Annotated in this window: 20 protein-coding genes; 10 read left to right on the top strand and 10 right to left on the bottom strand. The window is 57.4% G+C overall.

The features are described 5' to 3' along the window. Nucleotides 1–238: 238 nt before the first annotated feature. Entirely contained in the window at nt 239–1,534 is a 1,296-nt protein-coding gene (locus HMPREF9695_RS02590) for an ISNCY family transposase (RefSeq protein ID WP_006019219.1), read from the bottom strand. Nucleotides 1,535–1,854: 320 nt separating this feature from the next. Between HMPREF9695_RS02590 and HMPREF9695_RS25175 the strand changes: the two genes are divergently transcribed. From HMPREF9695_RS25175 to HMPREF9695_RS02610, 3 genes are all read left to right on the top strand, one after another. Then, the gene (locus HMPREF9695_RS25175; protein ID WP_006019220.1) at nt 1,855–2,373 is read left to right on the top strand and encodes a hypothetical protein; all 519 of its coding nucleotides are present in this window, start codon (nt 1,855–1,857) and stop codon (nt 2,371–2,373) included. A 35-nt stretch (nt 2,374–2,408) separates the two neighbouring features. Further along, on the top strand, nt 2,409–2,654 hold the full coding sequence (locus tag HMPREF9695_RS26825) for a helix-turn-helix domain-containing protein (RefSeq protein WP_041711792.1): 246 nt from the start codon (nt 2,409–2,411) through the stop codon (nt 2,652–2,654). 432 nt (nt 2,655–3,086) lie between these two features. After that, nucleotides 3,087–4,895 carry a glycoside hydrolase family 15 protein gene (locus HMPREF9695_RS02610; RefSeq protein ID WP_006019223.1) on the top strand — a complete coding sequence of 603 codons (1,809 nt, stop codon included), beginning with the start codon at nt 3,087–3,089 and terminating at the stop codon, nt 4,893–4,895. A gap of 3 nt (nt 4,896–4,898) precedes the next feature. Here HMPREF9695_RS02610 and HMPREF9695_RS02615 read toward each other — a convergent pair whose 3' ends face one another. The 7 genes from HMPREF9695_RS02615 to HMPREF9695_RS02645 all read right to left on the bottom strand — a co-directional run bounded on the left by HMPREF9695_RS02615 (nt 4,899) and on the right by HMPREF9695_RS02645 (nt 13,621). Beyond that, complete coding sequence (locus HMPREF9695_RS02615) at nt 4,899–5,711, bottom strand: Cof-type HAD-IIB family hydrolase (RefSeq protein WP_006019224.1); 813 nt, start codon at nt 5,709–5,711, stop codon at nt 4,899–4,901. 2 nt (nt 5,712–5,713) lie between these two features. Continuing rightward, nucleotides 5,714–6,250, bottom strand: a complete 537-nt coding sequence (locus HMPREF9695_RS02620; protein WP_006019225.1) for a gluconokinase — start codon at nt 6,248–6,250, stop codon at nt 5,714–5,716. Then, on the bottom strand, nt 6,234–6,992 hold the full coding sequence (pgl, locus tag HMPREF9695_RS02625) for a 6-phosphogluconolactonase (protein WP_006019226.1): 759 nt from the start codon (nt 6,990–6,992) through the stop codon (nt 6,234–6,236). The genes HMPREF9695_RS02620 and pgl overlap by 17 nt, the downstream gene beginning before the upstream one ends. Further along, nucleotides 6,989–8,509 carry a glucose-6-phosphate dehydrogenase gene (gene zwf, locus HMPREF9695_RS02630; RefSeq protein WP_006019227.1) on the bottom strand — a complete coding sequence of 507 codons (1,521 nt, stop codon included), beginning with the start codon at nt 8,507–8,509 and terminating at the stop codon, nt 6,989–6,991. The genes pgl and zwf overlap by 4 nt, the downstream gene beginning before the upstream one ends. 23 nt (nt 8,510–8,532) lie before the next feature. Beyond that, a complete protein-coding gene (gene gnd / locus HMPREF9695_RS02635) occupies nt 8,533–9,537 on the bottom strand; it encodes a phosphogluconate dehydrogenase (NAD(+)-dependent, decarboxylating) (RefSeq protein WP_006019228.1) in 1,005 nt (334 codons plus the stop codon). 37 nt (nt 9,538–9,574) lie between these two features. Then, entirely contained in the window at nt 9,575–11,650 is a 2,076-nt protein-coding gene (gene tkt / locus HMPREF9695_RS02640) for a transketolase (RefSeq protein ID WP_006019229.1), read from the bottom strand. A 384-nt stretch (nt 11,651–12,034) separates the two neighbouring features. Next, complete coding sequence (locus HMPREF9695_RS02645) at nt 12,035–13,621, bottom strand: hypothetical protein (protein ID WP_006019230.1); 1,587 nt, start codon at nt 13,619–13,621, stop codon at nt 12,035–12,037. Between the two features lie 192 nt (nt 13,622–13,813). On the opposite strand from HMPREF9695_RS02645, the gene HMPREF9695_RS02650 reads away from it, so the two are divergent. After that, nucleotides 13,814–14,974, top strand: a complete 1,161-nt coding sequence (locus HMPREF9695_RS02650; protein ID WP_157223888.1) for a glycosyltransferase family 4 protein — start codon at nt 13,814–13,816, stop codon at nt 14,972–14,974. Next, nucleotides 14,949–16,286 carry a glycosyltransferase gene (locus HMPREF9695_RS02655; RefSeq protein WP_006019232.1) on the top strand — a complete coding sequence of 446 codons (1,338 nt, stop codon included), beginning with the start codon at nt 14,949–14,951 and terminating at the stop codon, nt 16,284–16,286. The genes HMPREF9695_RS02650 and HMPREF9695_RS02655 overlap by 26 nt, the downstream gene beginning before the upstream one ends. Here HMPREF9695_RS02655 and HMPREF9695_RS02660 read toward each other — a convergent pair. Further along, nucleotides 16,283–17,260, bottom strand: coding sequence for a hypothetical protein (locus HMPREF9695_RS02660; RefSeq protein ID WP_006019233.1), 978 nt, complete (start codon nt 17,258–17,260; stop codon nt 16,283–16,285). The two genes, HMPREF9695_RS02655 and HMPREF9695_RS02660, sit on opposite strands and share 4 nt — an antisense overlap. Before the next feature lie 291 nt (nt 17,261–17,551). Here HMPREF9695_RS02660 and HMPREF9695_RS02665 point away from each other — a divergent pair, with 291 nt between their 5' ends. Genes HMPREF9695_RS02665 through HMPREF9695_RS02675 form a run of 3 tightly spaced genes read left to right on the top strand, consistent with a single transcriptional unit; the run spans nt 17,552 to nt 20,762 of the window. Beyond that, entirely contained in the window at nt 17,552–18,748 is a 1,197-nt protein-coding gene (locus tag HMPREF9695_RS02665) for a glycosyltransferase family 4 protein (protein ID WP_006019234.1), read from the top strand. A 17-nt stretch (nt 18,749–18,765) separates the two neighbouring features. Beyond that, complete coding sequence (locus HMPREF9695_RS02670) at nt 18,766–20,019, top strand: glycosyltransferase (protein WP_024922090.1); 1,254 nt, start codon at nt 18,766–18,768, stop codon at nt 20,017–20,019. Continuing rightward, nucleotides 20,016–20,762, top strand: coding sequence for a DUF2334 domain-containing protein (locus tag HMPREF9695_RS02675; protein WP_006019236.1), 747 nt, complete (start codon nt 20,016–20,018; stop codon nt 20,760–20,762). The genes HMPREF9695_RS02670 and HMPREF9695_RS02675 overlap by 4 nt, the downstream gene beginning before the upstream one ends. On the opposite strand, the gene HMPREF9695_RS02680 is transcribed toward HMPREF9695_RS02675, so the two are convergent. Continuing rightward, entirely contained in the window at nt 20,759–21,730 is a 972-nt protein-coding gene (locus HMPREF9695_RS02680) for a fatty acid desaturase (protein WP_006019237.1), read from the bottom strand. The two genes, HMPREF9695_RS02675 and HMPREF9695_RS02680, sit on opposite strands and share 4 nt — an antisense overlap. Nucleotides 21,731–21,867: 137 nt before the next feature. On the opposite strand from HMPREF9695_RS02680, the gene lptB reads away from it, so the two are divergent. Then, nucleotides 21,868–22,584: an LPS export ABC transporter ATP-binding protein gene (gene lptB / locus HMPREF9695_RS02685; RefSeq protein ID WP_006019238.1), complete on the top strand. Its 717-nt coding sequence runs from the start codon at nt 21,868–21,870 to the stop codon at nt 22,582–22,584. Nucleotides 22,585–22,835: 251 nt separating this feature from the next. Continuing rightward, nucleotides 22,836–24,554: a B12-binding domain-containing radical SAM protein gene (locus HMPREF9695_RS02690; protein WP_204367761.1), complete on the top strand. Its 1,719-nt coding sequence runs from the start codon at nt 22,836–22,838 to the stop codon at nt 24,552–24,554. The last annotated feature ends 4 nt before the right edge of the window (nt 24,555–24,558 follow it).

Below are 24,558 nucleotides of genomic sequence, written 5' to 3' on the forward strand. Positions count from 1 at the left end.
CGCCGCCGCGACACCAGCGCTTCGGGCCATGGTGGCCGTAAGCCTCCTCCGCCTGAACCGTGGAGAGTGACATCTCGATCTGGGACAACAGTGACTTCTCCATCTGGCGTCTACATGGCGTCTACATCCATTGTCGCCGCCATTTAGGGAAGTCACGATTTGCGCCAGTTAGAAATGTCACCCGGTCGGGAGCAGGATAGCCGCCTTTCTGTGGGTTAGAGGTTGGAAACCGCCGGATCTATCCGATCTTAAACATGTGGTTCTTCTGGCCGCGCCGGCGCGGCGCCTTGGCGGAGCGGGACATGTCGAGCTGTTTCTGTTGTTCGGCAATGTAGGCCAGGATCGGGCCCAGCCGCTTGTTCTCGACAATGGCGGCCTGGTTGACCTGCGGACGTTTATCGAAGGTCCGGTAGGGCAGATCGACGCCGTGGTGCCGGATGGCCAGCCGTCCGTCGGGGTAGTCAATCACCGTGACCCGCTTGCGTGCCAGCGACCGTGCGATCGCGGTCGGCTCCAGCATGAACAGCACCTGGTCGTACTGCAGCGTCAGGTTCACCGAGACCGAGCGCTCTTCCTTCCAGGCAAAGGCGTCGTCGAGATCATCATGCCCGGCGAGCGGGCGGTGACCATCGCGATCCTCGAAGGGCGCCTTGGCAAAGCGCGCGTTGTGCTGCTCCATGAACGTCGGCAGGAATGCATTGCCGGCTGCGATGGTGTCGATGCCGCACAACCGCATCTCCTTCACCAGCCGGTCCTGCAACGTGCCATGGGCCCGTTCCACTCGGCCCTTGGCCTGCGAGGAGTTGGCACAAATGATGTCGATGTTCAGCGCGTGCAGCGCCCGGCCGAACTGGGTCATGCCATCGCCGGAGGCGGCATCCTTCCTGTTGACCCGGAACACGCCGTGCTTGTCGGAGTAGAACGCCACCGGTTTGCCGTGACGCTCCAGATAAGCGCGAGTGGCGGCAAAATAATCGAAGGTGCTCTCGCTCTCGACAAACTGCAGATGCATCAGCCGGCTGGTGGCATCGTCGATGTAGACGAGCAGGGTGCATTGCGGACCGCGGCCCTCGAACCACCAGTGCTCCGAGCCGTCGATCTGGATCAACTCGCCCAGGCAATCGCGCCGATACCGCGGCTGATGCACAGGCTTCAACCGGGCGCGGCGATCCTTCCACAGACCCGCCATGATCATCCATTGCCGCAGCGTCTCGCGCGCCAGGTGAATCCCGTGCAGCTCCGCCAGCTTCTCCGCAGCCAGCGTCGGTCCGAAGTCGCAATAGCGCTCCCGAATGATGCCGATGACTTCGGCGCGCAACGTTGTCGGATAACAGCGGTTGCTCGGCCGGCCGCGGCGGCGGGAGACCAGGGCCTCCGGGCCATGCTGGTCATAGGCCTTCGCCAGCCGAAATACCTGACGCCGGCCAAGCCCCATCAGCGCTGCGGCGTCCGCAACTTTGATCCTGTTCGCCGCCAGATCCTGCAACACGCTCATCCGGTCGATCTCCGTCCGGCTCATCGCAATCACCGTCATCGGCCCAATACTCCCCAGCTGAAACCGTGGAGAGTGACATCTCTATCTGGGCCAACAGTGACTTCTCTATCTGGCGTCTACAGCGAATATTCGCGTAATGACGCTTTATGGAATGGCCCGCTCGCGCTGAACAGGAATATTGGTCTGTCGTTTGGGATCGCGTCTACCGTTGCCTTGACGGCCGACTGATCGCGGTGAATGAAATCATTGTTGTTAGCCAGTATTGCAGTGGTCACTTTCAAATAGCTCTAAACTCGCGTTCAGCCAGTTGAACGCGAGAATACAGAGCCTCATAGTGGCAGGTTAGAGCAACCTGGCACATGACAAATATCTTTGACCTGATCATCGACGACTTACGGATTCTGGATAACGATAATTGTCCTGTCGAAGACACATTTTCCCAAAGCATGGTCTGGCTTGAGAATCTCGGCCGCATTCTTCAGCCAGGCAGTTTCCAGCTACCCACCGATCTTCGCACCCATGGCGTCATGAAGCCCGGTCTCTATATGACCGTCGTTCTCGAAGGCATCGGAGATAGCTACGCCTGCGACGGCCCGGAGAAAGTCAGCTACGCGGCCAACCGGTTATTGGGCATGGCTATACGCGAGCCGACACCGTGCAGCGGCGAAGCTTCCCGCGGCCCAATACGCGCCGTCGGTGTCGCCTTTCCTCGTACATCCATCGCAGCACTGGGTCTCGATCCAGAGTTTACTGATCTATTCAAAGCAACGGAACGGCCGGTTGTGGCATTCGCGGTACAAGCGCCACCGCGTATTCAAGCTATATCGCGTCAGAAATCCTGTCACCGGGAATCGACGGTCCTGCAGCGAAACTGCTGATGAGTGCACAGGCGACGGAAATTTTGGCGAGAGGGATGTTCGCTCTGCGCCACAATGTTGAATTGACGAATCCGGTCGATCATAAGCGCGCTCGCCTTCAGGTGGCGAAAGACATGATGGATGCCGACTTGCGCTATCCGTGGAGTATCGCCGAACTCGCGCGTCGCGCGGGATCGAGCCGCCGGTCTTTCAATCTGCGCTTTCGCGCGGCCTACGGTATGAGAGCCATCGACTACCTTAGGACAAGACGGCTAGAGGTCGCGCGCGAGGCGCTAGTGTAACGATCCGCGAGGACCTGATGAACAGGTTTGCTATAGCCCGTAAGCATCCGAGATCGGTCGTGATCGTTGATGTAGCGGACGTCTATCTGCATTGCAGCAAAGCTTTAAAGCGCTCGGATCTGTGGAATCCAGATAAGCATGTTGCACAGTCTACTCTTCCGACCTGGGGCGAGATGCTTCGGAATCAGGGACGTGCGTTCGCGCCAGCCAAGCTGATCGATTTCATTATCAAACAGGACGCAAAGCGGAATCTTTACTAAGGCGAGGTTTGTTCCGTAGGCTGCTTCCTCTACACTTCGCGGAATCACGTGTTATGGAACGCCGCTGTCATCGCTTCTTCGATCATGGTTATGTGATCAGTATTTGGGAACCTTACAGAATGGAAAGGCTTAGATAAGTTCTCATCCGTCTTCTTCCTTTCCCGAGAGAAAATTGCCGGCTTTCATCGAAGACTATGCCCTCATAGGCGATTGCCTTACCTCTGCGCTTGTGAGCCGCGACGGATCAATCGATTGGCTCTGTTGGCCTTCCTTCGATTCTGATGCGTGTTTTACTGCGCTGCTGGGCTCTGCCGAGCATGGCCGCTGGCAAATCGCGCCCAAAGCGAACCCAAAAAATATCACCCGAGCCTATCGCCATGACACGCTCATTCTTGAAACTCGGTTTGAGTGCGACAGCGGTGTCATCACCCTGATCGACTTTATGCCCCCGCGCGGCAAGGCGTCCGACATTGTCCGGCTGGTGCGCGGCGATGCCGGTGTTGTTGCTATGGAGATGGAGTTGATCGTGCGCTTCGGCTCCGGCGCAAACATCCCGTGGGTCAGGCGTCTGGAAGATCAGACGCTGTTGTTCATCGCTGGCCCTGATATGGCAGTTATGAGAACACCGGTAGAGTTGGAGGGCAAGGACATGACGACCTGTGCCCGGTTTGATGTCAGTGCGGGAGAAATCATCCCCTTCGTATTTACCTATGATGCTTCGCATCTGCCGGTCCCGGAGCCGATCGATCCTACGCAGGCCCTGGCTGACACAGAAAATTTCTGGAATGAGTGGTCTGGTCGCGGCACATACAGAGGCAAGCACCGGGATCTCGTTCAACGCTCGCTCATAACATTGAAGGCGCTGACCTATGCGCCAACAGGCGGCATCGTTGCCGCGCCGACGACGTCACTGCCGGAGAAACTGGGCGGTGCACGCAATTGGGACTATCGCTATTGCTGGCTGCGCGATGCAACCTTCACGCTGCTCGCCCTGATGAACGGCGGTTACCAGGCCGAGGCGGCGGCCTGGCACAACTGGCTGCTGAGATCGGTCGCGGGGTCGCCGGCCGACATGCAGATCATGTACAGCATCACCGGTCAGCGTCGGCTCCTAGAATGGCAGGCCGATTGGCTGCCCGGTTATGGAGATTCAAAGCCAGTCCGGTTCGGAAATGCCGCACATGCGCAGTTGCAACTCGATGTGTACGGCGAACTGATGGACACTTTCCATCAATCACGCATGCTCAATATCGAACTGGACGGCGGTGCATGGGCCCTAGAAGTCAAATTTCTGGAACATCTCGCCGAGATATGGAATTTGCCAGACAGCGGGATCTGGGAACGCCGCGGTCCCGGCCGGCACTATGTTCTATCCAAGGTGATGTGCTGGGTAGCCTTCGATCGCGCCGTAAAAAGTGCGGAGCATTTCGGCCTTCAAGGACCGCTTGACGACTGGCGAGTCTTGCGGGATCGCATTCACGCCGACGTCTGTGCCAATGGTTTCGACCGTGACAGAAATACCTTCGTCGAATCCTACGGCGTGCATGTACTCGATGCCAGTCTTCTTCTCCTTCCCGCCGTTGGATTCCTTCCGCCCAATGATCCGCGCCTCCTCGGCACGATTGCTGCGATAGAAAAGTACCTGATACGCGACGGCTTCGTGCTGCGTCATGACCCGCGCGAAACGCCCCCGGATGAGGTCGAGCCGATCGAGGGAGCATTCCTCGCATGTACGCTGTGGCTGGCGGACGCCTATGTACTGGCCGGGAGGCTGGATGAGGCGAGGGAACTGTTCCAGCGTGTTGCAGACGTCGCGAATGATGTCGGATTGCTTGCGGAGGAGTACGATCCAGTAACCAGGCGGCAGATGGGAAACTTCCCACAAGCGCTGACTCATATCGCTATTATCAACACCGCGCATAACATCTACGATGCATTGCATCCGACGAAAAAACCCGTCGTGCAGCGAGCGGCTGAATGAGGTTTACGCTTCGTCGTTCGCTTTCAAGATTGTTGCCACCGCTTTTGCAAATCCATCATCCGTATTCGATGCCGTGATGTGGGCGGCTTGTGCCTTGATAGCATCGGAGGCATTGCCCATGGCAAACGACGTTCCGGCTGCACGGAACATCGGCAAGTCGTTCGACATGTCGCCGATGGTCGCAATGGCCTGCGGCGGAATATCTAACCGCTTGCCTATTGCTGCAACGAAGCTGCCCTTGTCATAGCCAGGAGGCGTTACGTCAAGATAATAGTCCTGCGACCGCGCGACATGAGCTTCTGCGCCGAGCAAATGCCGTAGTTCGGTTTCACATTCCGCCAGCAAGGAAAAATCGGCGCTAACGCCGACCACTTTGCAGGCTTCGCTGACATAAAGCTCATCACGGTCAACGATCAGTGGACCCGCCTGAATTGTCTGCTGCTCATGCGAAACATACTGACCGTCGTCGCGATGAATAACCCATCGTCGATTGGTGAATATCCAGGCGTCGATGCCGCGGCGGGCGAATAGCGCAAGGCTTTCCATGACCGTCAGCTTGGGGATGGTATGTTGCTCATCGACGGTCAGGTCGGGATTGACAATCGAGCTTCCATTGAAAGGTCCCATCGGTAAAGCGATGCCGAGCGGCTCGACCAGCATGCGGAGGCCGATAGGCGGGCGGCTGCTGGTGATCGTAAACAGGATGCCCTTGGCGCGCAGTTCGCTGACCGCGTCAAGGGTCGCGGGCGTCAATTTTTTGTCCGGCGTGACAAGCGTGCCATCCACATCCGAGACCAGAAGCTGGATTGGCGTCATTGTTACGAAGCCTTGGGCGTCAATGTGACGTGGAGTTGGTGGACAATCTGCGTGAGGATTTCGTCTACGCTCGCATCGATGTCTACGGTAATGACACGCTCTTTCGGAAGAGGCTCTTCAATCGTCGCGAACTGACTGTCGAGGAGAGCGGTGGGCATGAAATGGTCGATTCGAAGTGCAAGTCGCTTTGTGATCAGTTCGTGCGAACCTTTCAGATACACGATTCGCACATCCTCACGGTCATGAACGAGAATCTCCCGATATGCCCGCTTCAACGCTGAGCAAGCAATGACGACCGGTGTGTTAGCTTCGGCCTTGCAGTCGATCGCTTGTGCAATCGCCTGCAGCCAGGGCCAGCGGTCTTCATCGGTCAACGGAATGCCGGAGTGCATTTTCGCCACGTTCGATGCTGGGTGATAAGTATCGCCATCTTCAAAGACAAATCCCAGCTTGTCTGCCAGCGCTTCGCCAATCGTTGTTTTGCCGGAGCCGGACACGCCCATGATGATGACGGCGGCTATTTTACCGCGCGCTTGCATCTTTGTCCTCATAGGGCGCGGCTGCTTTATCGATGAGCCAGATGGTTTTGCCATGTTCTGACCGCGCCCGCGTAGCCGGGAGGTCTTCGCCTGCGAGCACCCGTCCCAAGATATCTTTCTTGTCGCGACCGGAGACAAGGAACAGCATTTCGCGGGTTGAGGCGAGGCAAGGCAACGTGAGGCTAACGCGCGGGACGAACGGCGCGACATTGGCGCGGGGAACCCCGATGGCCCATTTGCCATGCTCATTCAAGGCCGGAAATGCAGGAAACAGCGACGCCGTATGACCGTCGGGACCGACTCCCATGAGCACAAGATCGAAGAGCGGCGAATCTTCATCGAGTGGTGACGGATGAAATATGTGCAGTTCCTGCTCATAAAGATATGCCGCTTCATCAGGCGTCTTCTTGTCGGTGGGAATTGTATGGATATTTTCGGTCGGGGCGCAGGCATCGAGAAAGGCTTTGCGCGCCATGCCGATATTGCTCAAAGGATCATCGTACGAAACGAAACGGTCGTCGCTCATGAACCAATGAACGCGCTCCCACGGGATTCTCTCCCGCCAGGGAGATGCCGCGAGCAATTCATAAAGCCGCTGCGGGGTCGATCCGCCGGTAAGGCAGATGGCCGGGCGTTGCGGATTGGCCGCGATGTGCGCAATCAACCGCTGCGCAGCGGTCTCGGCCAATGTCTCCGGATCCGGGACGACGATAATCTCACGCTTTTGCGCAAGCGTGCTCATTCGCCATCAATCCTGCGCCAGCGGCGGCCATCGCGTTCGATCAACTCGTTCGCTTCCTGAGGTCCGTCCGTCCCGGCCTTGTACATGGCGAGGCCATTGGTGCCGGATTTCTTCCACGCATCGAGAAACGGCTGTACAGCCTGCCATCCCGCTTCGACGCTGTCGGCGCGCTGGAAGAGAATGTTGTCGCCGATCATGCAGTCGTAGATCAGCGTCTCGTAACCGGTACTCGGCGCGACCTTGAAGTAATCCTTGTATTTGAACTTCATCTCCACGCCATCCACCGTGACGGAAGGGCCGGGAACCTTGGTATTGAATTGCAGCGTGATACCTTCGGTCGGTTCGATCCCGATCACCAAGTAGTTTTGCGATAGACGTTCGACTTCGGTGGCGCGAAACATTGAAAATGGCGCGGCCTTGAACCGGATCGCCACTTCGGTGCGCTTTGCATTGAGAGATTTTCCGGTACGGAGGTAAAACGGCACGCCGGCCCAGCGCCAATTGTCGATGGTGAGCTTCAGTGCGGCATAGGTTTCGACGACGCTGTCGGGCGCGACCTTTGCGGTCTTCCGATAGTCGCTGATGTCCTTATCGCGGACGCGGCCTGCCACATATTGTCCACGGACGGAATTCGTCAAAGCTTCCTCTTCGGTCTGGGTCTGAATGGCGGCCAGAACTTCACCCTTCTCGGAACGTACCGAATGGGCATCGAAGCGTGATGGGGGCTCCATGGCCACGAGCGCCAGTAATTGGAAAAGATGGTTCGGCACCATGTCGCGGAGCGCGCCAGTTGCCTCATAGAAGCTGCCGCGGGTGCCGACGTCGATCGTTTCGGAGACTGTGATCTGGACGTGATCGATATGGTTTCGATTCCAGATCGGCTCGAACATGCCGTTGGCGAAGCGTAGCACCAGAATGTTCTGAACCGTTTCCTTGCCCAGATAGTGATCGATCCGATAAAGCTGATGTTCGTTGACGATCTTGAGCAGATCGAGATTCAGTTCCCGGGCTGATTTGAGATCGGTGCCGAACGGCTTCTCGATCACCAGACGCCGCCAGCCGTCCGGCTGGTCTGTTAGAAGACCCAAGCGGCCTAGTTCTTCGCTGATCGGTCTGAAAGCGCTTGGGGGGACCGCTAGGTAAAACAGATGATTCTTGATACCGTCAGTGGTGCGAATCTTGTCGAGATGAGCTTTCAGGCGTTCAAACGAATTCGGTTCAGCCGGATCGGCGTGAATGCTCAGTACGCAGTCGAACAGCTTTTGAGCAACGGCCTTGTCGATCGGTCGTGTCGCAAATTTCTGAAGTCCCTCCATGAGGTCGTCATGCAGGGCTTTGCTTTGCATTTCCGTCCGCGTGATACCGACGACGCAGAATCTCTCCGGGAGCAGGCCCGACTCCGCAAGATTGTACAGCGCCGGTATCACCAGCCGATGCGACAGGTCGCCGGTGACGCCAAAGATCACGAAGCAGCACGAATCCGGAATGGCCGGCTTGGCGGTTGTGTCAGAACTCATCGGCGGCTCGTCTTTCTGGTCGATTATTTCTTCTGTCCGGCATCGGGGTGCGCCGGCGGTTCGGTGTGGCCGCCGAAACCGTGACGCATGGCGGACAGGATCTTTTCGGCGAAGGTATGGTCCTTGCGGGAGCGGAAGCGGGCGTAGAGCGCCGCGGTGATGACTTCTGCGGGTACGGCTTCGTCGATCGCAGCATTGACGGTCCAGCGTCCTTCGCCGGAGTCCTCGACGAAGCCGGAATAATTCTCGAGGGTTTCGTTCTTCGCCAGTGCGCTCGCCGTCAGATCGAGCAGCCATGAACTGACCACGCTACCGCGCCGCCAGACCTCAGCTATGTCGGCAATATTGAGATCGAAGCGATGTTCCGGCGGTAGCGCGTCGATGCCGGCATTTTTGAGGATGTCGAAACCCTCAGCATAGGCTTGCATCAGGCCGTACTCGATGCCGTTGTGAACCATCTTGACGAAATGACCCGCGCCGTTCGGGCCGGCATGGATGTAGCCCTGTTCGGCACGCTGGTCGTGGCTGTCACGTCCGGAGGTGCGGGGAATATCGCCGAGCCCCGGTGTGAGTGATGCGAAGATCGGATCAAGGCGTTTCACGATCGCGCTCTCGCCGCCGATCATCATGCAATAGCCGCGCTCAAGTCCCCAGACACCGCCGCTGGTTCCGACATCGACATAATGAATGCCGCGTTCTTTCAGTTCCCGCGCCCGGCGGACGTCGTCCTGCCAGAACGTATTTCCGCCATCGATGACGGTATCGCCGCTTTCGAACACCTTGCTAAGCGTTGCGATGGTGTCTTCCGTGATTTTGCCGGACGGAAGCATCACCCAAACGGTGCGCGGAGCGTCGAGCTTGCGCACAAGCTCCTCGAGCGACGCGCTTGCAGTCGCACCATCGGCCGCAAGATCATTCACGGATTTGGAATTGGTGTCGTAGACCACGACCTTGTGCTGGCCCTTGGTCATCAGGCGGCGCACGATGTTGCCGCCCATGCGTCCAAGACCGACGAGTCCGATTTGCATACGTTCGTTCCTGTTTCAGCGCGCCTGAGGGGCGCGGTTACTTGGTTTGCTCGATCTGCCGTAGCGCGGCGGCCAGAACCTTGTCTGCCGTAAAACCGAACTTTGTCAAAAGGTCCTTCAGCGGCGCAGACGAGCCGAATGTATGCATGCCGATGATCTTGCCGGAAGCCCCCGCGTAACGATCCCAGCCGATCACGGACCCCTGTTCGACAGTCACGCGAGCCTTGATGCCGGGCGGCAGCACGCCGTCACGGTAGGCTTTGTCCTGCTTCTCGAACAGATCCCAGGACGGCATGCTGACCACGCGAGCGCCGATTCCACGGGATTTCAACGTCTCGAATGCCGACATGCAAAGCTGAACCTCGCTGCCGGTGCCGATCAGGATGACGTCGGGACGCGCGTTCGGCGCATCAGCAAGGATATACGCGCCGCGTGCCAGTCCTTCTGCCGGCGCATAGCGGCTTCGGTCGAATACCGGCAGAGGCTGGCGGCTGAGCACCAGCGCCACCGGCTGGTTCTTGAGGCTCATAATAATTTTGTAAGCCTCGCGCACCTCATTCGCATCTGCAGGCCGCAATACGACGAGCCCGGGGATGGCACGCAATCCCGCGAGTTGCTCGACGGGCTGGTGGGTTGGGCCGTCCTCGCCGACGCCGATGGAGTCGTGTGTGAAGACGTGAAAGACCGGTAGCCGCATCAGCGCGGCGAGGCGCAATGGCGGGCGCATGTAGTCGCTGAAAATCAGGAACGTTGCGCCGAACGCACGCAATTGACAGAGCCCCATGCCATTGACGATCGCGCCCATCGCATGCTCGCGCACGCCGAAATGCATGTTGCGGCCCCCCGGCGTGGATTTCTCCAGAGTTTCGGCGCCTTCAAACGAAAGCTTGGTTTTGGTCGAAGGCGCGAGATCGGCGGCGCCTCCGATGATCCATGGTATCCGCTCGGCGAAGGCATTGAGCACCTTTCCCGATGCTTCGCGCGTTGCGATACCTTTTTCGCCGGTTTCAAAGATTGGCAATTCACGATCCCATCCATCGGGAAGATCATGGTGGAGGCCGCGCGTGATTTCATTCGCAAGATCGGTATAGCGTTCGCGATACCCGGCGAAGGTCTTTTCCCACGCGCTGTGCAATGCCGCGCCGCGCTTGCCGATGCCGTTCGCGAAACAATCATAGACGCCATCCGGCACCAGGAATTGCACGTCTTCCGACCAGCCATAGAATTTCTTGGTCTTGCGAACCTCATCCTCGCCAAGTGGATCACTGTGGATGGCGGCGGTGTTCTGTTTGTCGGGCGCGCCATAGCCGATGATGCTGTTGACGATGATCAGGGTGGGGCGGCCCTTGGTGTCCTTGAATTCGTCCAGCGCTTCGCGCACGCGCTGTATATCATTGGCATCCGGAACATGTACGATATGCCAGCCATATCCACGAAAGTGCTCAGAAATATTCTCGCTGAAGGCGAGTTCGGTATGACCCTCGATGGTGATGGTGTTGCTGTCGTAAATCCAGCACAGATTATCCAAACCAAGATGTCCGGCGAGCGAAGCGGCTTCACTAGCGACGCCTTCCATCAGGTCGCCGTCGCTGCACATTGCATAGACGTTGAAATCGAACAGCGTCAGATCGGGTTTATTGTAGTGCGCACCGAGCCATCGCGATGCGATCGCCATGCCGACGCTGTTGCCGCAGCCTTGTCCGAGAGGGCCTGTGGTGGTTTCCACGCCGGTGGTGTGGCCATACTCCGGATGACCGGGCGTGACGCTATCGATCTGGCGGAAGTTCTTGATGTCGTCGAGGGAGATTGCGGGACTGTTTGTAAGCTTGCCATTCTCCAGCCGCCTCACACCTGAAAGGTGGATCAGCGAATAAAGCAACAGCGACGCGTGCCCGGCGGAAAGCACGAAGCGGTCGCGGTTCGGCCAAAGCGGATCGGCCGGATCGTAGCGCAAGACGTTTTGCCAAAGCGTATAGGCGACTGGAGCCATGCCCATCGGCGTGCCGGCATGGCCGGAATTCGCCTTTTGGACAGCGTCAATCGTCAGGGTACGAATTGTGTTTACGCAAAGCTGATCTAGGTGACTTTGGCCGAGACGATGCACTGCTTCCAAGCTTAGACTCCTTCAAAATCAAATCCACCGGGGAAAGACTTATCAGGGGAAGATGTTCCTTGTCGTCGCATCGGCTCGCGAGGAAGTGAAGTTGTCTCGTGATTAGCTATCCTTGATGCCTTTAGGGGGGCGATATCGCGGACGCTGCAAGCGGCTTTGAATAAATGGCGCATACTTTGGAAGAGCTGCCTGCTCTTGCGTTCGCCTTTTGCGAAGCTGCTTGAGATGGAATTAAATCTCGGACGAGCGCACTATCTTCGCGGAATGAAGCTTTATGGAATGCAGTTTCGATATTAGATGTTTCGCTACGGCTATCGCGATGACGCGAGCACTTTGAAATGTTCCGGAAGCAATCGACGCACGTCGAGCCGTTATGGTGATCTCTCACTTGGTTTCCGGTGTTCGAGTGTGCAACAACCACCATCCACCGCGATGTATCACAAGCGAAAGAGAGTCGGGGTACTGCGGGGGCGCGGAATCCGGCGCAATTCGGATGAGGACGTAGTCCCAATCTTCGAGCTTGTAATGCGGCCATACGATGGACTTAAGGTTGCTCGCCTTGAAATCAGCGGGAAGCGACAGGTTAGGGTTTATTCGAGTGGGATAAATCGCTGTCCCTTGATGAAACCACAAATCGCTTGGAACAATGGGTCTCTGAATTAATATCAATTTGTCGTAGTGAACAAATGGATGGCCGGTAAATATTCTGCTGTCGGGCTCAAGCGGGAAATAGAGCAGTCGGCTGCGTGCTGGAACTTTTGAGAGAACATCGGACGCGCCGTTTGCTTCGTTTTGAAATTGACTTGAAGCAAAGAGCGCAAGCGCCACGCTGATTGTGGCCCCAATTTCCACGGCGGCTAGTTGTATCGATTGGAATCGGCCGCGGACCGCTCTGGTATCGAGCGTCAGAATTGCGGTCAGGATTGTTACGGGCAGCACGCGTCCGTCGACAAAGCCGAACCATCCGATTGAATGCGGCAGCAGCAAAAACAGAAGGAAAGTCGATGCGCTTGCCGCCATCAGCGCCTGCGTATGCCGCGACTTCGGTGATGATGAATCCAGTGTTTTGGAAGTCCGGTAAAATCTGACCGCGGCCACCGCAACAATCAGCCACAGCGTCACGGCAATCAGGATGTCGATGCCTGTACGCGTCATCAGCGCCGGCGTCGCAAGCAGGCTGAGCTTGTCGAGCGCGCCTTGAAACGCAGGTGTTAGCGAAGCATGGGGCAATACGCCGCCGTCCGGCAGCGTTCCAATGTGTTCGATCCATAGTGAGTAGCCCGCGACTAGAGCCGCAGGTACAAAAACGCGGAGCTGAAAAATGCGTCTGTACCGATCACCTGTCGATAAGGCAGTGACAAACGCCACAAATCCGAAGATTGCGACGGCAAACCCGTGAAAGATAAGGACGAGAGCGGCGAGGATCGCCGTGCATGCTTCCTGGCTGGTCGTTGGCTCGCCGGCATCCGTCTTTGCCATCAACGCAAGCCATTCCGTCACGGCGATCATGAGAACGGCGAGCGATATCATGTAGCTCGCGAAGCCGAGTACGGTCATGAAGCCGAAGCAAAGAATAAGCGCAGCGAATGCAAAGAACGGGTCTGCATCGCCATAAAGGCGCTTCCGGGCGTAGAGAACCGCTACGGGCAATGCCAGTACCGGCAGCGACGCCAGCGTTCTGATCGCCGCCATCGGTCCGATCCATTCCGCCAGGTGATCGCCTAAAAATCGAAATGCTGAATAGCCGCCGAGGTGCGGGTCGAGCACGAAATACTGGCGAAGGAAATCTGACCCCGGATACGCGGTCCGCAATGCAATCACTCCGGCATGGGCCGGCAGATCCATGAACGGCAATGCATCAAACATCCAGAAAACGGCAAGACCCCAGACCTCGAGCGCAGCAAATGCCAGCCACGGCAAAATCCGTGTTCGCGAAGTTATCGGCTGGAAAGTCGAAACGGGCTGGCTCATCGTAGGCGTTGCATCGGCGCGGGAAATGGGTGCATCGCGGATAGCGGATCCGGAAGAGGGCGGGAATGGACCGTGAGCGTCGTTACGGCTGGGACGATGGGCCGAATGTCAGGCCAGAGTAGGTTGAAGCAGGGGGCTCGTCGAGCCCACTCTGTCGGCCGCGGCGCTTGACCCCCCGAATAGCCGCCGGTATTGACCGCAGCGATGGTGACTGGGGCCTTTGTCTTTGCTGGCGGGAAGGCGCGACTGAAGGTCGTGCATCTTGTCGTGGCCGGAGACATCGGCGGCGCCGAGCGCTTTCTGATCGATCTGGCTTCCCGGCCGGATGTCACCGGTGCGGACCATACGGTTGCGCTCATGACGCCCAATCCTGAATTGCGCAAGCTGCTGCAGGACTCCGGGCTTCATGTCCGGGACCGCGGGCTGGTTCACGAAAACGGTCTGAGCTATTTGTGGAGGGCCTTCGGTCCCGCGGACCTCGCCTGGCTGGTTGATTTAATAAAGACAGAGAGGGCGGACGTCATTCACGTTCATACGTTCGCCTCGCACATTCTGGGTGTGAGGGCGGGTGCACGCAGTCAATTGCCGGTGCTGCGGACTGAGCACGGCGTCCGGCACTATCAAGACCCATCCTGTGCACTGTTTCGGCACTGGGCGCTCGATCAAACCACAGCGATTGCCGCCGTCAGTCATTTTGTCGGCCGCTTTGTCGAAGGAATTTCTCCGGCGTCAGCACCGAAGATTCGCGTGATCCATAACGGTGTGGATACGCGTCGTTTTCATGTTTTGCCTGCGAGAAAGAACAGTCCGTTTTCGATCGCAGTGGTTTCTCGGCTTGAGCCGAGTAAACGAATAGAGCTTGCCATCGAAGCGGTTGCGTTGACTCCGGGCGTCGAATTGACCATCGCCGGAGACGGCACGGCGCGCGCCGCCTTGGAAAGGCTCTGCGCCAGGCGCGGTATTGCGGGAAGGGTTCATTTCACAGGATACCAACCGGATCCGCGAAGTGTAATCGCTGCCAGCGACGCTCTTATCAATTGTTCACGGGAAGAGCCTTTCGGTCTGTCTGTTCTCGAAGCTTCCGCAATGGGCCGCCCAATTGTCGCTTTCGCCGGTGGTGGAATTCCGGAGATTGTAACGGACGGAGAAACGGGGTGGCTGGTAAGGGAGGACTCCATTGAGGGGTTCGCGACAGTGCTTCGCCGGGCTGCCGATGACACGGCCAAAGGTGTGGACTATGGCGCGAATGCTCGGTTGCGCGCAGAATCCTACTTCACCATTGAGAAAATGTGCGCCGGTTATGCGGCCGTCTATCGAGAAATGAGCGATGCAACTGCCGTCACCGCCAGTTAGCGGTTCAGTCTTGCGGACTGTTGAACCCAAGCCATCGCCTGAGCAAGACGCGCGGGACCGGCGGCTTCGCGTTCTTTTCATCAACGATACGTCACGAAATGGCGGGCCGGGCCGAACCATTCTATACGTGCTGAAATTTCTCGATCCACAGCGTATTCACCGAACGGTGCTGATTCCGCGGGAAGGGGTAGTCAGCCACCGGCTGGAGAGCGCCAACGTCGCCGAGAACTTGTTCTTTGAACCTGATCTCATTGAAAACATCTACGAGCCGGTCTCAAGGCCGATGGAGCGGACTGACTTTGATGCCCCCATTTTACTGAAGGCATCCCGCGCCGTTGCGAATGTGGTCCGCGCCACAGGAGCCATGCTGAGGCTTATCAAGCGGGTGAGGACGGAAAAATTCGACCTCGTTTTCTGCAACGGAACGACCGCAAATTTTGCGGGCGGAGCGATTGCGGCAATCACCGGCGTGCCGGTGATCTGGCATGTTCTTTATCCCTCCGTGGCTCCGCCCATCCGGCGGCTGCACGCCGCGCTTGCGGCGGGTCGAAACGTTCGATCGATCATTTGCGTCTCGCGCGCGACCGAAACGCAATTTTCCCACTGCCGGCAAAAGGTCAGGGCCATCCCAACCGCGCTGGATATTGCTGAGTTTGACAGCGGTGCCGTCAAACCGGTTCTGCGCGATGAGTTCGGACTTGCGCCGCAGACCTTGGTTTTCGGGAGTCATGGCCGTATTCTGCCGCGGAAGGGATTTATCGAACTCATCAGGGCGGCACGCATCGTCATCGATGCGTTGACGGATGAACAACGGGCGCGATGCCGGTTTGTGATCTTCGGCGATACGCCAGAGGATATGCGCCCAGATCATCTTGAAGAATGCCAGGCACTGGTGCGTGAACTCGGCCTGGCTGAATGGGTCATCTTTGCCGGTTTCCGCTCGGACGTTCGCGCCTACGTCGCCGATTTCGATGTCGCTGTTGTGCCGAGCGTTTATGAGGATCCGCTGCCGCGCGCGGTAATGGAGGCAATGGCCATGTCAAAGCCGGTTATCGCCTTCCGGATGGGCGGGATCGGCGAGATGATTGACGACGGCGTGGAGGGGAAACTCGTGACGGGCGCTCCGCCGGACATCAAGGGGCTTGCCGACGCGTGTCTGGCGTATTTCGGCGACGAGACCCTGCGACGCCGTCAAGGTGACGCCGCCCGGCGCCGGATTGAAAAAGATTTCAACGCCGTCAATCACGGAACCGTTCTTCAGGCCGAAATGGAACGCGTTGTTTCCCTGCACGAGGGATCGGCAGCGATCTAGCGGACAGCAGATGCGTTTTCGTGGTTCTGCGTCCGAGAAAATGAAAACCGCCCAAGCAACCACGGCATGCCGACAAGCAGGAAACCCAGCAACTGATCGACCGCGATTGTGATCATCAAAACGGCGGCCACAGCTTCCGTTGATAGTGTCAGAAAACTCGCCGCTGCAATGCCGGTTCCCACGAACAGCAGATCCTTGTTTGGCAGCAGCGGCAATCTCGAGATCAGAAGGCGCAAAGCCACGAAATAAAGACATGCAATCGCGGTCGGAAGTGCTCCCGACAGCCACCAGATGCCGAACTGAAGCACCAATGCGATGGCGCTCCGAAGCAGGTGAATTGTGAATGTCGATGCGATCTGCTGCCGGTTCAGGGTCGTGACCTTACGGCCCCCGAACACGAGAATGAGACAGAACATCAGCGGAAGGGAGGCGATCACAATCGAGGTCCACAAATGCGTTGAGAAGAAAGTCGGAGGCGTGATGCCGCCCGATGCCGAAAGGAGCAGAAGGACCAGCCAGACCATTGCGAGACCGGCACCTGCCGAGAGAATGTTGCTATCCTTGATGGCATGCAGCAGGGCGGTCTTCTCAAGGTTAAGCCTGTGTTGAGCCCAGAAGTAGAAATAGGCCTCTCCCGAATAATCGAGCACCATCGCGTTGAGGTAGCGCTTGCGCAGGAATATCGAAAGCGGCAGAGCCTTTTCGACCTTCCAGAGATTTCGGTAGATCAGGAGATCTGCCACGGGCTGGACGAAGAAGGGTACCAGCACCAGCAAATAGAAGCTCAATGCAGTCGGCTTCGCTCGCCAGATCTCCAGCCAGCCGATCGAGGCAAGCTGATGCCCGATGAAGCCAAGCAGGATAACCGGGACGCCCCAGCGCAACGCCTGCATGGCAAAATGGAACGGCGCGGACCGCGGCTTTTCAGCCGCTTCCTCGAACTCACCACCACCTATCTCTACGAAGGTATTCATACGCCCCAGACGTGCTTACTTTCCCCGCCCGGACGATCCCATCATTTGGGGCCGTTGTCCACGATAGAGCCGTTATGGGAGTTGAAAAGGGATTGGAAACTCAACGATTGTTGTTAATTCGGCCATCCAAGTTCCGCCCCCACAGGGCTATTCGGCCATTCTCTCGGTGGCGACTGGCTGGTATGGTCCGCGGGCTTATTCGGCTGGGGTCTAGGTCAGGCAACAAGATACCAGCCCAAAAAGGATATTCATTGATGACTGCAGCCTCTGTCCATCCGCTGATCTGAAACCATGAATATGACAGAGGCATTTTTCGCGTCCGCCAAGCCAAAGCCGTTGGCTGATCGTCCGATGCGGATTTGCCTTATTACGAGCTCCTATAACTACATCAAGGACGGCATCGCGCTGACGCTCAATCGTCTGGTCGGCTATCTGGAAGACCAGGGTGTCGAGGTTCGGATATTTGCCCCAGTCGCTAGCTGTCCGGCGCTTGATCATAGCGGTGATCTCACGCCGGTGCCCTCGGTCGCGCTGCCGATGAGGCCTGAATACCGGCTTGCCTTGGGCCTTTCCCGCCGCCTGAAAGCTAACATTGAAGAGTTCGACCCGGACATCATTCACATCGCCGTGCCAGACATTCTCGGATATCAGGCCTTGCGGCTGGGGCGCAGGTTGAAGGTGCCGGTAGTTGCATCGTATCACACTCGCTACGATACCTACGTAAAGTTCTATGCGCCCCTGAAGCTGTTTCAAAAGCCCGTCGAAAATTATCTGCGATTCTTCTATCGCAATTGTGTGCAGGTTTACGTGCCGTCCGGTTCGATGGCGGACGTTCTGCGCGAGCAGGGTTATGCGGAAAATCTCGCAGCATGGCCTCGCGGTGTGGATGTGGAGAGATTTCATCCCGCGAAGCGTTCCCAGGAATGGCGCGCTCGCCACGGGATCGCCCCGGATCAGGTGGCGATTGTTTTTGTCGGCAGATTCGTTCGCGAAAAGGGTCTCGACCTGCTGGTCGATACATTGAACGAATTGAAGCGGCAAAATGTTGCTCACCGAAGCATCGCCGTGGGTGATGGGCCCGAGCGAGCGTGGCTTGAGGAGAGGCTGCCTGATACGATATTTCCTGGGTTCTTGCACGGTGAGGATCTCGCGCAGGCGTATGCGTCGTCGGACATTTTCTTCTTCCCGAGCCAGACGGAGACTTTTGGGAACGTCACGCTGGAAGCGATGGCGTCTGGACTGCCGGCTGTTTGCGCCTTCGCGACGGGCAGCCGCTCGCTTGTGAGTCCACATGTGACCGGCTTCATGGCTGAAACAAACAGTGCCGGGGAGTTTGCCGACCATTTGTCCACCCTGGTGGCCGACGCCGTTGCGCGCCGCCGCATGGGGGCGGTCGCTCGTGAGAGAAGCCTGAATTTTTCATGGGACGCTGCCATGGATCGCATGCTGGGCTATTACCGTTCCGTGCTCAGCGGCATGCCGCGATAAGATTCGGGCGTGGCCTTATGAACCCGAATCCAAGTGGTCAGGTCGCAACTGTTCTGGACGACACGTCACGGACGCTGATGCAGGGTGGCCGCAAAAGTTTTTCCTTCCTGGACATCAACACTTTCTTTTCGCGTCGTGCGGGCGGCATTCGTGCGTTCTACGAGGCGCGGATCAAGCATTTCAGTGGCCAGACTGATCATCGCTACGTTCTGATTCATCCGGGCTCGCGATTCAGTTGGCGTAACAATGATCAAAACGTATCGACGGCTGAAATCTACGGGCCGGTCGTATCGCGCGATCCGAGCGGCTATCGATTTATGCTCGATTACGCAGCCGTCTATCGTGTCATTCGCGGGAGCAGACCCGATGTTATCGAGGTTGGAGAGCCGTGGCTGTCGGGGCTGTTCTGCTTGCTGATCAAGAAGCTTGGTCTGTACCGTGGGCTTTTGGTCAGCTACTTCCACAGCGATCCCATTCTCACGCATCTGTCGCCTTGGGCGAACCGGGGAGCGTTTCAGACTCTGCGCAAAGCGATTGTTCTCCGCCCCCTGGCGGCGCTTTTTTATCGTGTGCAGCGCAGTTACGATCTTACAGTTGTTTCTTCGCGCGTCATGCAAAGCCGCCTTCAGAGCAGGGGCATCCCCGTGGCAGTTGTGCCCCTGGGGATTCCACAGATCTATCTGGAGGCTCCGCTGGCTCTCCGGAAAACGACCGCAGACAAAGGCGAAATCAAGCTCCTATTCGTCGGCCGGCTCAATATTGAAAAAGGAATAGAACTAATTCGAGATACTATTTCACCGCTGCTGGCGCTCGATCACGTCCGTGTCACGGTAATCGGCCGCGGCGGAGCGGAGGGGTTTTTCTCGAAGCTGAACCATCCTCGTTTCGATTACCGGGGATTTGTCGAAGACCCAATGGACGTACGAAAGATCTACGACGATCACGACATATTGCTTGCGCCAGGGCCCTTTGAAAGTTTTGGCCTCGCAGTGGTCGAGGCAATGGCGCGTGGTCTTGTTGTTGTCGGTCCTGATACGGGAGGAACAGGGGAACTGCTGCGCGACGCCAATTCAAGGTTCGTCTTTCGAGCAAACGATAGCGACGATTTCCAGCGCGCGATAATGCGGGCGATGGAGTGCGATTGGATCGAGGAAGCCGCAGCCGCCAGAGAGTTCGCGTTGAAGCAGGGAACGATTGATCTGGCGATGACGCGGATCGCCGACCTTTACGTGACGCGTCTAAGCAATAATATCGCGAGCAGGTCGTCGTGAAGCTTCTGGTTTCGCTCCATGACGTGACGCCCTTTCATTTGCCAAGGTTGCAGAGGGCCGAAGCGCTATGTGCGGCGCTCGGTGTCGACAAGATAAGCTTCCTGCTCATCCCGGATTATCATTCACTGGGACGGTCCTATCTGAGTCGGGATTTTGTCGCATGGTGCCGCCGTGATCGCGCTTTCGCTGTTGAGTGGCTTCTCCATGGGTATACACACGCGGACGAGGCGCCGTCTTCGGTTACTTTGTCCCCGAGAGACCACTTCCGGCGCCGTTTTCTGACAGGGAGCGAAGGAGAATTTCTTCCGCTAGAAGCGACCGACCAGCGACGTCGCATTCAGGATGGGCTTGCTGTTTTCCGCCAATGCCTGCAGCGCGATCCGACGGGCTTCGTTGCGCCGGCATGGCTTTTCAATCGGCACCTATTCCCGATCCTACGCGACGGCGGTATTCGCTACACGGAAGACCACAGTCGGCTATTTTCCGTCGTAACGGGGGAAAGTTTGAGAAGTCCCGTTATTACCTGGGCGACGCGATCCTGGTGGCGCAAACACGGATCGGTCATCGCTGCACCACTCCTCGCCAGGCACTGGCACAAAGAAGATATTCTGCGTGTTGCGATGCACCCGTTTGACTTCGATCATCCGGAAACCGTGGACAGCATTCGCGAAAACCTGGGTCGCCTGATGAGCGAGCGAGAGACGGTTTTTATAAGTGAGCTTGATTTCGGGAACGCTCTTTAGGCTGCAGGACTGGGTTGCGCCCGCATCCGGTCGCGGACGACACGAGAGTGCAGTGAATACCTCGGATCGAAAATGAACTGTGCCAAAAGCCTAGAGAGCGACTGTTTCGATTCAAGAGTATCGTAAAACTCCGGCGCTTTCGCACGAAGCGCGGGAAGTCTGTTCCACGGAATCGAAGGAAAGTCGTGATGCTCGTTGTGATAGCCGACGTTCAAGGTGAGAAAATTCAACGGGCCGTAATAGCTGAACGTTTCCTGCTTGGGATCGAGCGTGTAGTGCTCCTGAATCCAGCGAGCGCCGAGGGGATGCAGTCCAAGTGCGAAGAGGACCGATGCAGCAAGATAAAGCAGGCCGTTCCAGCCGAAAAACAAGACAATGACGATGTCGAAAGTAACGGCTGCGATAACACTAAGAATTGTCCATCGGTTCATGACAGATATCGAACTAAACCGGGCCGGCCGCGCGACCTGTAGAACCGGAAAGAGAAACAGCCAGATCGCCTTGGCGTACCAGCGATTGCCGACGATGTCTGCCTCCCAATGGCTGGCGAGGTCGGCGTCCCGGTCGTAGTCGCCCTGATAGGCGTGGTGCTCCAGATGACAGATGCTGAAGCCGATTGCCGCCGGCAGGATATTCGGCAAATCGGCAGCGATCGCTGCCAGTTTGTTCAGCCTGCGGTCCCTGAAGATCAGGTTATGAGTCGCTTCGTGAATGATCACGTAAAGGCAGTTGTTGGCAAAAGCGCCGACCAGATATGCCGCGATGAGCGCCAGCCACCAATAAGCTGTCCCAAGGTGTCCCATGAGCGCCACTAGGCCGATCTGCAGCAGGACAACCGCAATCAGAATTACCGCGGTCCAGGGATTGCGTCCCATGAGATCGCGGACATCCGGATGCTGTCGTAGGATCGCTTTGGTTCGTTCAGGATGAGGTTGGGCGGGCGTGGAAAAATCAAAGGCGCTGGTCATGGTGGGTTCCTTCGACATCCGACCCTGCCACGGGCCGACGTGGATGGGAAGTATTTCCATTCGAAGCCATTGGCCTGACCCAGCTTTCTCATGCTAGGGCTTCTCTTAACCGCCTCAAAAACACGGGCTTTCCGACAGTGCTCGATGCTCGAAATCTGGCCAAGGTTTTTGGTGATCGAACGGTTGTGGGGGATGTCAGCCTTCACGTCCGGCGCGGGGACATTGTGGGCCTGGTAGGGCCGGGCGGCGCGGGAAAGACAACCGTTTTCGGAATGCTTGCCGGGATTGTGACGCCCGACCGGGGAACCGTACACCTCGACGGAGCGAATGTGACATCCGCGGCCTTATTCGAACGTGCGCGTCGTGGCCTGAGTTATCTCACGCAGGAAGCCTCGATCTTCAAAGCGCTCACCGTCGAGCAGAATATTCTGATGGTGCTTGAAGCCATCGAGAGCAGCCCGTCCCGCAGAAAAAAGACGCTCAACTCTCTTGTGTCGGAATTCGGTCTGTCGGAAGTCCGCAATGCTGTGGGCGCCCGGCTATCGGGAGGCGAACGGAGGCGCTGCGAGATTGCGCTGGCGATAGCTGGGGAGCCGAGCTTCGTGTTGCTGGATGAGCCGTTCGCAGGCGTTGATCCGATCGCCGTCAGCGATGTCCGCAGGCTGGTCGGCTCACTCGCCGACCGTGGCGTCGGCGTCCTGATCACCGATCACAACGCGCGCGAGACGCTCGGTCTTGTCGACCGTGCCTATATCATCCAGTCCGGTTACGTACTCGCCCACGGGCCACCGGCCGACATCGTCAACGATCCGTCGGTCCAGCGGATTTACCTCGGCGCAGGATTCAGGCTCTAGCCCGAAACCGGAGATCATTTTGGCGGCATCAGTCAGTCCGATGTCGGGAATGTTTCTGCCGCAGCAAAGGTCAATAGATTGCGGGTAGCGGCGGTGAAATGCCGATAAAACAAGCTATGCAACGCGTATCGGGGTGAAATTCACCGGCAAATCCAGTTAGATTTAGCGAAAGAACCGTGTCAGACTATCGTTTTGATTGAGCAATATAGGCCGAAGGCTATGTCATGACCGGGGGCAGATTTAAGGTATTCTTGATTAAGCCATCGCACTACGACGACGACGGCTATGTGATCCAATGGCGCCGCTCCCTGATCCCGGCCAACAGCCTGGCCAGTGTTTATGGTCTCGTGCGGCATTCTGCGGACGCTCGGATATTTGGACCGGATATCGAAACTGACGTCGTTGCCATCGACGAGTGCAACACGGTCGTCAATTGCCAACGCATCGCACGTCAGATCAAAGAGGCAGGCGCAGGCCTGGTTTGTCTGGTCGGCGTGCAGTCGAACCAGTTTCCCCGCACGGTCGATATTGCCCGCCAGTTTCGCGACAATAACATCGCCGTCGTCATAGGCGGCTTTCATGTCAGCGGCTGCTTGTCGATGTTGCCCGCGTTGCCTGATGACATTCAGGAAGTGCTGGATATCGGGGTGTCGTTGTTCGCGGGCGAAGCCGAAGGACAGATGGAAAATCTGCTTCGCGATGCATTCGAAGGCAGGTTGCGTCCGATTTACAACTGTCTCAACGCGCTTCCCAATCTTGACGGAGCGCAAATTCCCATTCTTCCGGCCGAGAATATCAGCCGACAGGTCACTGATTTCACCAGTTTCGATGCGGGACGCGGCTGTCCGTTTCAATGCAGCTTCTGCACGATTATCAACGTTCAGGGCCGGAAGTCACGGCACAGAACGGCGGACGACGTGGAAGAGATCATTCGCGCCAATGCCGCGCAGGGTGTGACGAACTTCTTTGTCACGGACGACAATTTTGCGCGAAACCGTAACTGGGAGTCGATTCTGGATCGTATCATCTCTTTGCGGGAGAATGAGGGATTCAAGCCGTCGCTCATATTTCAGGTCGATACCCTGTGTCACCGCATTCCTGGATTTATCGAGAAGGTGGCGCGCGCCGGATGCATCTCGGTATTCATCGGACTGGAAAACATCAATCCAGAGTCTCTGATGGCCAGCAAGAAGCGCCAGAACAAGATCTGGGAGTATCGCGAGATGTTGCTCGCATGGCGGCGTGCAGGCGTCATCACATGTGCCGGCTACATTCTCGGATTTCCGACCGACACGCCGGCGTCCATTGCGCGAGATATCGAAACGATCCAGCGCGAGCTGCCGATCGATATTCTTGAGTTCTTCCTGTTGACGCCTTTGCCGGGTTCGGAGGATCACAAGAGCATGTACATGGCCGGTGTTTCGATGGATACGGACATGAACCGGTACGATCTCGAGCACGCATGCGCCGATCATCCCACCATGGACCGAACGACTCTGGAGAGAGTCTATCGCGATGCGTGGTCGCTTTACTACACCGATAGTCACGTTGAAACGCTCATACGCCGCGCCGCTGTCAGCAGTCTCCGGTCGCAGCGGAAACTGATCGACGATCTCACGCTTTTTTCCGGCTCCGTTCGCATCGAGAACGTTCACCCGTTGCAATTCGGATTGTTTCGCCGCAAGGTTAGAACCCAGCGGCGGCATGGGATGCCGGTCGTCAATCCCCTTCTATTTTATCCTGCTCGATTTGGTGAGATCGTCAAAAGTGCGGTCCGGTGGATTCGGCTGTTCGCGCACTATCGGGGGCTTCGCCGCAAGATTCTCGCCGATCCGGCCGTCAGGGATTATACCGATCTTGCACTGACGCCCGTGGCATCAGAGGAAACCTTACAAGAGGGTTTTGTCGCCGAGTTCGCTGCGAAGATCCCCAACACGCACGGTGCTCCGAAGAGGATCGCCGTAGGGTGATTAT

The organism is Afipia broomeae ATCC 49717, assembly GCF_000314675.2.
Classification (GTDB): Bacteria; Pseudomonadota; Alphaproteobacteria; order Rhizobiales; family Xanthobacteraceae; genus Afipia; species Afipia broomeae.

Coding starts and splice junctions, on each gene's coding strand:
- HMPREF9695_RS02620 (WP_006019225.1), bottom strand. CDS start 6,250: ATGCAAGCGCGCGGTAAAATAGCCGCCGTCATCATCATGGGCGTGTCC.
- HMPREF9695_RS25175 (WP_006019220.1), top strand. CDS start 1,855: ATGACAAATATCTTTGACCTGATCATCGACGACTTACGGATTCTGGAT.
- HMPREF9695_RS02645 (WP_006019230.1), bottom strand. CDS start 13,621: ATGAGCCAGCCCGTTTCGACTTTCCAGCCGATAACTTCGCGAACACGG.
- zwf (WP_006019227.1), bottom strand. CDS start 8,509: ATGAGTTCTGACACAACCGCCAAGCCGGCCATTCCGGATTCGTGCTGC.
- HMPREF9695_RS02665 (WP_006019234.1), top strand. CDS start 17,552: ATGAATATGACAGAGGCATTTTTCGCGTCCGCCAAGCCAAAGCCGTTG.
- HMPREF9695_RS02615 (WP_006019224.1), bottom strand. CDS start 5,711: ATGACGCCAATCCAGCTTCTGGTCTCGGATGTGGATGGCACGCTTGTC.
- HMPREF9695_RS02680 (WP_006019237.1), bottom strand. CDS start 21,730: ATGACCAGCGCCTTTGATTTTTCCACGCCCGCCCAACCTCATCCTGAA.
- HMPREF9695_RS02655 (WP_006019232.1), top strand. CDS start 14,949: ATGCAACTGCCGTCACCGCCAGTTAGCGGTTCAGTCTTGCGGACTGTT.
- HMPREF9695_RS02590 (WP_006019219.1), bottom strand. CDS start 1,534: ATGACGGTGATTGCGATGAGCCGGACGGAGATCGACCGGATGAGCGTG.
- gnd (WP_006019228.1), bottom strand. CDS start 9,537: ATGCAAATCGGACTCGTCGGTCTTGGACGCATGGGCGGCAACATCGTG.
- pgl (WP_006019226.1), bottom strand. CDS start 6,992: ATGAGCACGCTTGCGCAAAAGCGTGAGATTATCGTCGTCCCGGATCCG.
- HMPREF9695_RS02660 (WP_006019233.1), bottom strand. CDS start 17,260: ATGAATACCTTCGTAGAGATAGGTGGTGGTGAGTTCGAGGAAGCGGCT.
- HMPREF9695_RS02670 (WP_024922090.1), top strand. CDS start 18,766: ATGAACCCGAATCCAAGTGGTCAGGTCGCAACTGTTCTGGACGACACG.
- HMPREF9695_RS26825 (WP_041711792.1), top strand. CDS start 2,409: ATGTTCGCTCTGCGCCACAATGTTGAATTGACGAATCCGGTCGATCAT.